This is a genomic window from Denitratimonas organivorans, assembly GCF_037478135.1.
Lineage (GTDB): Bacteria > Pseudomonadota > Gammaproteobacteria > Xanthomonadales > Xanthomonadaceae > Denitratimonas.
In genome coordinates this window covers 37,550-49,707 of the sequence record NZ_JBBHDV010000001.1, presented here as the reverse complement: position 1 = coordinate 49,707, position 12,158 = coordinate 37,550, and the positions used below count along the sequence as shown (strand labels likewise).

Below are 12,158 nucleotides of genomic sequence, written 5' to 3'. Positions count from 1 at the left end.
GCGTCGCCATAGTGCCCTCCCACTGTGAAGAATCCCGATGATGCCTGCTTCCACGCCACTCCACGATGATGTCCTGCACCGTTTCCTGATCGAAGGCGCCGGCGTGCGCGGCGTGCTGGTGCGCCTGCGCGAAAGCTGGCAGACCGTCCACGCCAACGCCGATTACCCGCCCGAAGTGGCGCGCCTGCTCGGCGAATCCATGGCTGCGGTGGCGCTGTTCGGCGGCCACACCAAGATCGAAGGCCGGCTTTCGCTGCAACTCAAGGCCAGCCAATCGCTGCGCACGATTTTCACCGAATACCGCCATCCGGGCAGCCTGCGCGGGCTGGCGCACTGGCAGGAACCGGTACCGGCTCCGCTGACACCACGCCAGTTTGGCGACGACGCCTTGCTCGCGCTGACCCTGGAAACCCAGCCACCCGGCCAGCCCGAGCCGGTGCGTTACCAGGGCCTGGTCGGGCTGGATGCCGATTCGCTGGCGACCGCCTTTGAAGGCCATTTCGACCAGTCCGAGCAACTGCCCACGCGCCTGCTGCTGGGCCAGCGTGACGGCTGCGCCGCCGGCCTGATGGTGCAGGTGCTGCCCGGCCAGGAGGCCGATCCGGACGCCTGGAACCGGGTCCAGGCACTGCTGGAAACATTGAAGCCCGAAGAACTGTTCGAGCTGCCGGCCGAGCAACTGCTCTACCGCCTGTTCCACGAGGACGGCGTACGCCTGCTGGCCGAACAGAGCCTGCGCTTTGCCTGCACCTGCTCGCACGAACGGGTCGAACAGGTGCTGCTGGGCCTGGGCGAAAGCGAGGCGATGGCCGCCGCGCAGGACGATGGCGTGGCCACGATCACCTGCGAATTCTGCGGACAGAACTACCGTTTCGACACCGTCGACATCGGCCACCTGTTCGCGCAGCCGGCGGCCAGCGCCGCGCCCGATCTGACCCAGTAACACCTCCGACCGATCAGCTGCCGATCAGCTGCCGACCCAACCCTGTGCCACGAGGCTGTGCGCAGGTGCCGGGCGCGCCAGCAGGAAACCCTGACCGCAGGCGCCGCCCAGCTCCTTGATCAGACGCAGCTGCTCCGGCGTCTCGATGCCTTCGGCGATCACTTCCAGCCCCAGTTCGGTGCCCAGCGCATGCACCGCGCGCAACACCGTCAGCGAGTTGCCCGGCGTCGGGCTGTCCAGCGGGCTGATGAAGGAACGGTCGACCTTGATCGCCTGCAGCGGGAACTGGTGCAGATAACTGAGCGAGGAATAGCCGGTGCCGAAATCATCCAGCGCCACGCTGATGCCGTAGCTGGCCAGCCGCGCCATCAGCGCGCGGCTCTGTTCCGGATCCTCCAGCAGCACGCGCTCAGTGACCTCGATGCGCAACTGCGCCGGGTTGAAGCCGAAGGCGTCGAGCCGATGCAGCAGCGCATCGACGAACTGCGGCGTGCGCAGATGCCGCGCGCCGACGTTGATGCCCAGATAGGCGCGGCTGCCGACCAGCACTTCGGCCTGTGCGAAAGCGCTGTCGAACACCTGCCAGTCGATCGCCTCCGACAGCCCCGACTCCTCCGCCTGCGACAGGAACTCGGCCGGCGCGATCAGCCCATGCTGCGGATGCCGCCAGCGCAGCAGCGCTTCGAATCCGACCACGGCACCGCTTTCCAGATCGAACACCGGCTGGAACACCGGCTCGAACTCGCGCCGCGTCAGCGCCCGGCGCAGATTGCCTTCCAGCTCCAGTTGCAACAGCACATGGCGGCGCAGGGTTTCGTCGAACACCTCGAAACGGCGGCGGCCGTTGGCCTTGGCCCGATACAGCGCGACATCCGCGTCACGCAGCAACTCTTCGGCAGTGCGGTAATGCGGCTGCGACAGCGATATGCCGATGCTGACCGAGCTGTAGATGTCCTTGCCGGCGATGCGCAGCGGCTCCTCCAGCGCGGCGATGATGTGCGAAGCCACCTCCGGCGCCTCGCCGGCCGCATCGGAGGATTCCAGCAGCACCGCGAATTCGTCGCCGCCCAGACGCGCGATCATCGCGTGCTCGGGCAACTGCGCACGGATGCGGCCGCCGGCGGCTTTCAGCAGTTCGTCACCGACCAGATGCCCGACCGAATCGTTGACCACCTTGAAGCGGTCCAGATCCAGGAACAGCACCGCGAACTGCATCGCCGGATCGCGCCGGTAGCGGTCCAGCGCCTGTGCCATGCGGTCCAGCAGCAGGCTGCGGTTCGGCAACCCGGTCAAGGCGTCGTGCAGCGCAGCGTGGCGCAGCCGCCGCTCCGCGCGTTCGCGCTCGGCGATCTGGTCGCGCAGCGCGGCATTGATCGAGGCCAGCGCCTCGGTGCGTTCCCGCACACGCTCCTCCAGCGCGGCGTTGGTCTCGCGCAGGATGTCGGCCTGGCGTTTGCGTTGCAGCGCATTGGCGATGTGGTGCGCAACGAAGGTCAGCAGGTCCTGGTCGCGCTGGCGATAGGTGTGGGCATCGTCATAACTCTGCACCGCCATCACGCCCACGGTGTGGTTGTCGTAGATCAGCGGCACGCCCAGCCAGGTGGTGGACATGGTGCCGTGGGTGCGCAGTTCGCCTTCGTTTTCCAGCGCCCGGATCATCTCGCGGTCGGCCAGCAGCGCACGCCCGTTGCGCAGCACGTATTCGGTCAGGCCGTGGCTGAGCAGGCGGGTGCTGCGGACGCGGTCGCGCTCGTCCACCGAATACGGGAAATCCAGATGCTCGTGATCCGGCGCGAGCAGCGCGATATAGAAGTTCTCAGCGTGGATCAGCTCGCCGATCACCGTGTGCAGCGACTGGAAGAAGGTTTCCAGGCTGCCGCCCATCGAGCCCAGTTCGGCGATGCGGAACAGCGCCGCCTGCAGGCGCTCGGCCTGCTCGCGTTCGTGGATCTCCGAGCGCAGTGCGGTGTTGGCCACGTTCAATTCGTCGGTGCGCAGCCGCACCCGCCGTTCCAGCTCCTCGTGCGAGCGCAGCCGGTCCAGTGCGGTGGCCACATGCTGGGCCACGAAGTTCAGCAGGGCGCGGTCCTTTTCGCTGTAGCGGCGCTGGCTGTCGTAGCTTTGCACCACCAGCACGCCGACCACTTCCGAGCCGCGCAGCAGCGGCACCCCCAACCATGCCTCGCTCTGCGGACCGAAACCGCCGGGACGCAGGCCGTTTTCGCGCAATAGCTGATCCGAAGGCCCCATCATCGATTTGCCGGTACGCAGCGCGTGCAGCGTCAGCGAACCCTCCAGATCACTGACCGGGAACACCGCCTGCTGCAGATCGACGTCCTGCTCCATGACATCGCGGAAGTACGGCATCCGGACGGTTTCGGTCTGGGCGTCGTACAGCGCGATGAAGAAATTCTCGGCGTACATCAGCCCGCCGATGATGCCGTGGATCGCGGCCAGCACGTCGTCCATCGCGTGCTCGCCACTGGCCAGGTCGGCAATCATGTAGAGCGCGCGTTGCAGGCGCTCGGCCTCGGCCAGCTGTGCCAGCGCCTGGTTCAGCCGTTCCAGTTCCAGCGCACTGGGAAGGCGCTGCGCCAGCAGCGCGGCGGCCTCCTCCATCTGCGCCAGCACCACTTCGTCCCAAGGCTTCTGGAACTGGCTGACCAGCACCCCGTGCAGGACATCGCCATCCCGCAGTGCCTGCACCAGCAAGTCGTCGGCCGGTGCTGGCGGCGCCGTGGTTTCCGGCTGGAGGAAATGAAGGACCAACGCATCCGCATCCCTGGCATCCAGCGCCCCGCTTTCCCCCACGCGCTGCGGCTGGCCGTCCTCCCGCATCACGTACAGACCATGCGCCACCGCGCCCAGTCGCCTGCCCGACCACGCCAGCAGCGATTCCAGCAGCGAGCCGATCCGGTTGCCCGACAGCAACAGTTCCGAGCGCGGCACACGCGACTGGGCGGCGGCACCGTCATTGGCGATGGGCTGGTCCTGCATCGAATTCTGGTACTGCATCGAATCCGGAATGATCCCCGTTCATATTGCACGCGGGACGCCCTGTCGCGTCGCGCCCCGATGGCCTGCCCCACATCTGTGCAGGGTCACGACAGTGTCACCGGTGACCGCGCGTCTGTCTATGCACACCCGGAGACGCAAGCGCCATGCAGCGCCAGAAAAATTGTTAAACAATCATGAATTTGTTACCATTCGCGACACTTGCCTGCCGCCACCCGCCGTCCCGTTCCGGGCAGGGAACCCGCCGGGCATTCGAAGGTCCAATTTCCGCCATGTCCTGCATTTCCGCTCCCGCCCTCCACCGCATCAAGGCCCTGACCGTGGCCTGCATGCTGGCGGGTGGGCTGCTCGGCGCAGCGGCGGCGCATGCGCTGGAACCGGTGCAGGACAGTGACACCCATGTGCTGCCGGTGTGGAACACCAGCAGCGGCCGGGTCGAAGCCCTGCTGTTGCTGTCCCCACAGCAGGCCGACGGCAGTGCCACCGACTGGCTTCTGTCGCGCGAACCGAAATTGCCCGGCATCGGCCTGCGCAGCAGCGGTGACAGCGGCAATCGCCTCAGCGGCAACCTGCATCTGGACAACAACGCCGGTCTGGCGCTGCTGTGCAATCAGGGCATCCATGTGGCGATGGCACTCGGCCCGCTGGCCGAACAGTGCCTGCTGGCCGAAGTGGCTTCTTCCAACGACCCGCTGATGCTGCGCAGCAGCAGCCCCGGCGTGCTGCTGGATGCGCACTGGCAATCGGACGAGGGCGCTCTGGACCTGAGTTTCGGCCTGTCCTGGTTGCAGACCTCGCTGGAACAGCCCGGCCCGGACACGCTGCCCACACTGGGCTCGGCCCTGCGGCACCCGTCGATTCCGTCGATGCTGCCGGCCACGCTGGGCGAAATCAATCTGCGCCAGCTGCATTTCAACAGCAGTCTGAACCTGCGCGGCCAGCGCTGGGTGTCGCTTGGCGGCGCGCTCGGCACCCAGGAACTGCTTGGCGTGTTCGGCGCTCCGCAGCGCTGGGATACCGCCACCGTGACGCTGGGCATCGGATATCGTGGCCTCAGTGGCCGCCTCACCGGTCGCCTGATCGAACTGCCCGAAGGCCAGGGCAACTGGAACGGCCTTGATCTCGGTTTCTCCTGGCGCACGCCATGGCAGGGCGAACTGAGCTTCGGCGCGCAGAACCTGCTCAATCAGAAGCCGGACACCAGCCAGTGGCCGCTGCACGATCTGCCGGCGGTGATCGAAGCGCCCGGCGGCCGCACGCCTTACGTGCGCTACAAGCAGGATCTCTGATTCCGCGGCCTGCCGGCCGCGCGGGCCCGCACCAGCGAAACCCGCACCCACCTCGTTTGACCACAGCGCGCTCCCCTCCCGGACCCTCCGACCCATCACGCCGCACTTCAGCTGTCTTCGCGCGTCTCCGCAGGAAGTGATGCACGCGCGGTTTCCGGCGTGATCTTCAGGATCGAATGGCGCAGTTCGCGCGACAGGATCAGGCGCGAGTCATTGCTCCAGGCCACCAGTTCCGGCCCGAAGGTCAGCTTGGCGTTTTCGTCAAGCTGCACCAGACGCAGTTCGCGCAGGGTCGCGATGAAACTGCGGAACAGGGTGCGGTCGAAGAACTCCGGCCCGGCCGTGGGGCCGTACAGCAATGACAGGCGCTGCGCGGTGAGCTGACACAGATTCTCCAGTTCGGCCGCGCTGATCGTGCCCGAGCCGTTCTTCACCAGCACTGCCATCGCGATGTAGTAGCGCTCGAAGCCCTGCATCATCGAATTGGCGATCACGCGCAGCCGGAACACCTCGTCGGTCTGCCCCGGCCCGCGTTGCAGGTAACCACTTTCCGCGTCGAAGGACAGCAGGCCGATGTCCACCAGTGCATCGATGGTGGCGTCCACATTCGCGGAAAACCCTTCGCCATCCCACGGCAGGAACAGCTCACGCTTGAGGAACGGATACACCGCGCTGCCCAGCCGCAGCACTGCCGTGCGCGACATCCGGCGCGAATTCTGGAAGCAGCTGGCAACCCAGGCCGCGCACACGAACAGGTGCAGCACATTGTTGCGGAAATAGGTTTGCAGCACCGCCTGTTCGCCCTCGAACGACAGCACGTCGCCGAGCGGATGGCAGGTGCGGGTCAGCACCTTGACCTCCTCGCCGTAGGCCACGATGTCCGCTGCCGACAATTCGGTCACGGTGACCCGGTCCGAGTACGGCACCGCGTGCAACAGCGCCTTGAAGATGTCCAGCTGCGCCAGCAGGTCGGCCTCGCTCATCGCGTGCTTGGGCGTGGACAGCAGGGCGACCGCGAGCAGATTGATCGGATTCACGTCGGCGGCGCGGTTTATGTTGACCTGGATGCGCTGCGCCAGATCGTCGACCGCGGCATTGATCCAGTCCGGGCGCGCGCCGGCGGCCTGCTGTTCGCGCCAGTCCGGCGCGTGCCGTGCCAGCACCTCGTCCAGCATCACCGGCTCGGCGAAACTCACCGCCACCTGGCCATAGTTGTGCCGCAGCACCCCAGCGCCGGCGCGCAGCAAGGCCCAGATGGTTTCCTTTTTCTTGGGCCGGCCGGAGAGCTCATCCAGATAACTCTTGCCCTCGATCAGCTGCTCGTAGCCGATGTAGACCGGCTGGAACAGCACCGGTCGCCGCGGCTGGCGCAGGAAGGCACGCAGCGTCATCACCAACATGCCGGCCTTGGGCGTCAGCAGCCGGCCGGTGCGTGAGCGCCCGCCTTCGATGAAGTATTCGATTGAATCCCCGCGCCCGATCAGGGTCGCGACATACTCGCTGAACACGGCCGAATACAGCGGGTTGGCCTTGAAACTGCGGCGCAGGAAGAAGGCGCCCCCGCGACGCAGGATCGGCCCGACCAGCGGCAGATTCAGATTGACCCCGGCCGCGATATGCGGCGGCACCAGGCCGTTGCTGTAGAGCAGATAGGACAGCAGCAGGTAATCGATATGACTGCGATGGCAGGGCACATAGATCACCTCGTGCCCCGGCGCGTTCTGCCGCAACGCGTCGAAGTGGTGCATCCGAACGCCGCGGTAGATCTTGTTCCAGAACGGTGTCAGCACGAACGACATCGAGCGGATCACGGTATGCGAATAATCGGCCGCAATCTCGCGCGCATAGCCGTGCGCACGACGCCAGGCGTTGGCCGGGCTGATGTTGTCGCGCTTGGCCTGGTCGGCAATCGCCGCGCGCACCGGCTCGGATGCCAGCACCCCGTCCACCAGGGTGCGGCGGTGCGAAAGGTCCGGCCCGATCACCGCCGTGCGGATGCGGCGGAAGTGGGTGCGCAGCACACGCGAGATCTTGCGTACCGTGGTCTCGGTGCCGAGTTCCTCCTGCAGCACGCTGCGCAGCGACACCGGTGCGGAAAAACGCACGATGGTATTGCGGCCGTTGAGCAGCACCGCCAGGAAGCGGCGGAAGCGCCCGACCATCGCCCAGTTTTCCGCGAACAGCACGCGGAACCAGCCCGATTGCCGATCCGGCGCACGTCCGACGAAGATCGACACCGGCACGATCTGCACATCCAGCGCCGGGTCCGCTTCCAGCGCCGCGACCAGATTGGCCAGCCCTTCGGAATGGGTGCGGTTGCGCGGGCGCCCGAACCAGAAGCCCAGGCGGCGCGACAGCGCGACCACGGCACGGCCCTGCCCGGCCATGTCGCCGGGCATGGCCACCAGCGGCGACGGCAGGCCGGCCTCGCGACAGGCCTGTTCCAGGATCAGCACGTTCGACAGCCCGTAGCGCTCGATCGCATAGCAGACCGGCAACTCGGGCAGAACCAGTTCGTCACCGGCACCGGGTGGCTCGCGCCGGATCGCCAGCCACGGCTCGATCAACCGGCCCAGCAGGCGGAACAGCCAGGACGGCGGCACATGGCGCGACGGCAGCTTGGAAGACTCACTCATGGCGGACGACCTGCCGCCGGAAGCCCGGCGGCACCACGGCCGGGCGGGCCCGGCGCGTGCGGTCGGAAGATCCGGCTCAGTCCGCGATCGCGGCCTCTTCCTGCTCGGAGGCTGCGTCCGAATCACCGATGGCCAGGGCGCTGACCAGGCCTTCGACGGTGTCCTTGCCGTACCAGCGGCCATCCACTTCGATCATTTCCGTTTCCGTGGTCAGGGTCTTGCCCAGCAGCGTCTGGGTCACCGAGACCGTGGCTGCGCCAGCGTCCTTCGAGGCAATGCTGGCCTTGATGCTGGACAGCGACTGGTCGATATCAAAGCCGTACAGCGCCAGGATGCCCTTGATGCCGCCGAAGGCCACGCCGGCCTTGCCCATGGCGTGGTCGAAATCCAGCGCACGGACATCGTCCAGGGTGTTCAGTTCCAGGTCGCGCGCGGTCTTGACCGCAATGGAGATGCCCTTCTTCGCCAGATCACGGTCGGCGAACTTGGCGGTCTGCAGCCAGCCGGCAAGTGCGCCGATGACCTCGGTGGCTTGCTGCTTCTGCGCTTCGCTGAAGTCCTCATTGGCCTGGATCGACTGCATCAGGAAGCCCTGACCCATGCCGATCATCATCGGCATCTGCGCAGCGAGTTCGGTTTCATACTTGACCAGCTGCGGCTCCAGCAGCGAGTACAGCGTGGTTTCGGCATCCGGTGCGGTCAGCATGGACATCTTGGCGGCGAACTCGGCCTTGTCTTCGGCGCTGGGTTCTTCGCTGCCCATCTTCTTCTTCCACTCGGCGCGGATCTCGTCGAGCTTGGCCGGTGGCACCGCCAGCTGCACCGCCTCCAGCACGTTGTTTTCCTTGAGCTTGGCAGCGAATGCCTCGACTGCCTTGGCCGGGTCCGAGGTCTGGCGCGCCACGGCGGCCTCGGACGCGGGCTCGGACTTGTCCTTGCCACCACATGCCACCAGACCAAGGGCGAACAGGCTGGCGCAGGCCAGCACGGCGATACGTTTCATGGGAACTCCAATGGGATGTTGTGAGGAACGGAAAGAAGCAATGATGCCCAAAGCGCAGTCGGAAAAAAATGTTGGCGCTGATGCCGCTGCCGCGCCACGTCCGCTGGAGTGCGCGGCGGCCCCAGCCCGGGGATCGTACAAAAAAACACGGGAGGCCGTGGGCCTCCCTTGAGTTCCAGCATCCTGCCGGATCGGATCTTATGGTTGTGGGCGCTGTGATTCGGGCAATCGCCGTCTGTTGCGGCATGGCCGAATGATACGTCGCACACAAACCTCATGCAACACCTTATGAAATCAAAGGCAAATAACTGATTCCCCAAGGATCAATAGTCGTGCCTCAAGGACGAACGCACGCAGGAACGCGGATCGCTGTCGGTTTCGCAGCTGCGCAGCACGGCGTTGTACCAGGAGCCGTAGGTCGGGTTGGGCAGCATGAACCAGCGCCGGCCCCACCAGTCCGCATACGGCGCGATCAGTGCCTGGCGGGTGGCAACATCGGAATTGATGCCGTCAAGAAAATCACCGAGGTTGTCGCCGAACATCTGCACCACGCGGTAGTTGCGGTCGATCCAGCGGCGGCGTTCGCCCTTCTCGCGTGCCGGCGCGCGCGCGTCACCGCGCAGCAGCACATTGCTGGCATCGGCCGCGACCGGGAAACCGAGCTGACGCAGGTTGGCGACGGTGGCCTCGTATTCGTCCGGCGCATCGCGGTTGGTGACGTAGAAGATCGTCACGCCGCGGCTGTCGGCGTACTGCGCGAACTCGACCGCGCCGGGAATCGCCCGCGCCGCCTGCGCGTTGACCCATTCGACCCAGCTTTCGTGGGTGTAACCGCGATCCTCGATCACGCCACGGGCCTGGAAGGCGCTGTTGTCGATCAGGGTTTCGTCGGCGTCGGCGATGATCGCCGGCGGTTTGCTTTCAAAGCCGGCGCTGGATTCGCCATGCGGCAGCGCGATCCACGAAGGATCCTCCAGCGCCTCGTCCAGCGCATGGCGCGCCGCGTTGAACACGCTACGCACGCTGCCTTCGTATTCGGCGGCGGACTGGATCCACAGCGTGGCGTTGAGGTTGTCGTGTGCCGGCGCGCCGACCACTGCCGGCTGCGCGGGCGGTTCGGTGCGCAGCTGCGCGGTGGAACAGGCGGCCAGCGATACAACGGTCAGGGCGGTCAGGCCCCAGCGCAACAGGCTCATGGCGGTTCTCTCTTGTTCGGGTGGCGCAAGTGTAGCCGCGCCGGCATGACAGCTCACAGCGCGCGGCCGGTGGTGGATGTCAATCGGCGAACAGTGCCGACAGTTTCGCAATCGCCGCATCGGCGTGTTCGCGCGTGCGTTCGGCGTCCTGACCGGCATCGCGGCCGACCACATGCAATTCGGCCGCCGGCAGTTCGTCGATGAAGCGGCTCGGGGTGCAGCGTTGCAGTTCACCGAAGCGCCGCGCGTGGCGCGCATAACTCAGATGCAGCAACTGCTTGGCGCGGGTGATGCCGACATACATCAGGCGGCGTTCCTCCTCGATCCGGCCTTCCTCGATCGAGGCATCATGCGGCAGCAGTCCGTCTTCGACCCCGACGATGAACACGAACGGGAACTCCAGCCCCTTCGAAGCATGCAAGGTCATCAGGCGCACCGCATTGCCGGCCGAATCGCGGTCGGCATTGGTCAGCAAGGCCAGCTGCGCGACCAGATCGCCGGCGCTGCCCTTGCCGGCCGCATCGAACCACTGCGCCAGTTCCTCGACGTTTTCGCGGCGGCGCTGGAACAGCGGTTCATCACGGCATTCGGCACGCAGCGCGGCGAGCTGGCCACTGTCTTCGACCAGCTTGCGCACCAGATCTCCGGCCGGCATCGTCGCGGCGGCACGGCGCAGCGCGGCAATCAGCTGCATGAAACCATCCAGCGCGTTGGCGGTGCGCGCCGGCAACTGCCCGAGCACATCCGGGCGCTCGGCCGCACGCGCCAGACCCAGATGCAGGCGGTTGGCCATTTCCCCCAGCCGCGCCAGCGTGGTCGCGCCGATCTCGCGTTTCGGTGCCGCCACCGCACGCAGGAAGGCGGCATCGTCATCCGGATTGGCCAGCAGCCGCAGCCAGGACAGCACATCCTTGACCTCGGCCCGCTCCAGAAACGCAGTACCGCCGGACAGGTGATACGGCACGCGTTGCAGCTGTAACGCCTTTTCCAGCGCGCGTGACTGGTGGTTGCCACGGAACAGGATCGAAAAATCGTCCCACTGTGCGTTGTGCTTGTTGGCCAGAAAGGCGATCTCGGCCGCGACGCGCTCGGCCTCGCTTTCGGCATCGGCACATTCGAACACCCGGATCGGCTCGCCCTCGGCGTGATCGCTCCAGAGTTTTTTCGGGTGCAGATGCGGGTTGTTGGCGATCAGCGTGTTGGCCGCGCGCAGGATGCGGCGCGCGCAGCGGTAATTCTGTTCCAGCTTGATGATGCGCAGTTCCGGGTAATCCTGCCCGAGGCGTTCGATATTGGCGGTGTCGGCACCGCGCCAGGCATAGATCGACTGGTCGTCATCGCCCACGCAGGTGAACGCGCCGCGCGGCCCGGCCAGCAGCTTCAGCAACGAATACTGCGCGGTGTTGGTGTCCTGGTATTCGTCCACGAGCAGATAACGCAGGCGCTCGCGCCAGGCGTCGCGCAGCGATTCGTGCTGTTCCAGCAGCTGCACCGGCAGCCGGATCAGATCATCGAAATCGACCGCGTTGAATGCCGCCAGACGCTTCTGGTACTGGCCGTAGATATCGGCCGCCTCGCGCTCGCGCGGGCTTTTTGCCAGCTCGGCGGCACGCTCGGGCGACAGGCTGTCGGACTTGGCGCGCGAGACCAGATTGCGGATCGCGGCGATGTCCGGGCCACTGGTGCCGCGCGGCATCAGATCCTTGACCAGCGCACCGGCATCATCGCTGTCGAAGATCGAAAAGCCGCACCGCAGGCCGGCGGCCTCGTGTTCGATCTGCAGAAACTTCAGCCCCAGCGAATGGAAGGTGCAGACCGTCAGACCCTCGGCATCGACCCCGCGCAGCAGCGCATTCGCGCGCTCGCGCATTTCGCGTGCGGCCTTGTTGGTGAAGGTGATCGCGGCGATCTTCTGCGCCGGCATCTGGCGGCGCACGATCAGGTGCTGGATCTTCTGCGTGATCACGCGGGTCTTGCCCGAACCGGCGCCGGCCAACACCAACAGCGGCGTATCACAATGTTCCACAGCGGCGCGCTGGGCGGGATTCAGACTCATGTTGCAGACGTACTCGGGCA

Annotated in this window: 7 protein-coding genes; 2 read left to right on the top strand and 5 right to left on the bottom strand. The window is 66.1% G+C overall.

Going from position 1 to position 12,158, the window contains the following annotated elements; translation table 11 throughout:
- Nucleotides 1-37 precede the first annotated feature (37 nt).
- Nucleotides 38-943, top strand: coding sequence for an Hsp33 family molecular chaperone HslO (hslO, locus tag WDB66_RS00200; RefSeq protein ID WP_339396410.1), 906 nt, complete (start codon nt 38-40; stop codon nt 941-943).
- A 24-nt stretch (nt 944-967) separates the two neighbouring features.
- On the opposite strand, the gene WDB66_RS00195 is transcribed toward hslO, so the two are convergent.
- Complete coding sequence (locus WDB66_RS00195) at nt 968-3,958, bottom strand: bifunctional diguanylate cyclase/phosphodiesterase (RefSeq protein WP_339396409.1); 2,991 nt, start codon at nt 3,956-3,958, stop codon at nt 968-970.
- Nucleotides 3,959-4,230: 272 nt separating this feature from the next.
- Here WDB66_RS00195 and WDB66_RS00190 point away from each other — a divergent pair, with 272 nt between their 5' ends.
- A complete protein-coding gene (locus WDB66_RS00190) occupies nt 4,231-5,247 on the top strand; it encodes a hypothetical protein (RefSeq protein WP_339396408.1) in 1,017 nt (338 codons plus the stop codon).
- Nucleotides 5,248-5,354: 107 nt separating this feature from the next.
- On the opposite strand, the gene plsB is transcribed toward WDB66_RS00190, so the two are convergent.
- The 4 genes from plsB to WDB66_RS00170 all read right to left on the bottom strand — a co-directional run bounded on the left by plsB (nt 5,355) and on the right by WDB66_RS00170 (nt 12,138).
- Nucleotides 5,355-7,883 (bottom strand): glycerol-3-phosphate 1-O-acyltransferase PlsB, encoded by a 2,529-nt coding sequence (gene plsB / locus WDB66_RS00185; RefSeq protein ID WP_339396407.1) that lies wholly within the window; start codon nt 7,881-7,883, stop codon nt 5,355-5,357.
- A 76-nt stretch (nt 7,884-7,959) separates the two neighbouring features.
- Complete coding sequence (locus tag WDB66_RS00180) at nt 7,960-8,886, bottom strand: hypothetical protein (protein WP_339396406.1); 927 nt, start codon at nt 8,884-8,886, stop codon at nt 7,960-7,962.
- A gap of 323 nt (nt 8,887-9,209) precedes the next feature.
- Complete coding sequence (locus WDB66_RS00175) at nt 9,210-10,082, bottom strand: 5'-nucleotidase, lipoprotein e(P4) family (RefSeq protein WP_339396405.1); 873 nt, start codon at nt 10,080-10,082, stop codon at nt 9,210-9,212.
- A 79-nt stretch (nt 10,083-10,161) separates the two neighbouring features.
- Nucleotides 10,162-12,138, bottom strand: a complete 1,977-nt coding sequence (locus WDB66_RS00170) for a UvrD-helicase domain-containing protein (RefSeq protein WP_339396404.1) — start codon at nt 12,136-12,138, stop codon at nt 10,162-10,164.
- Nucleotides 12,139-12,158: the final 20 nt, after the last annotated feature.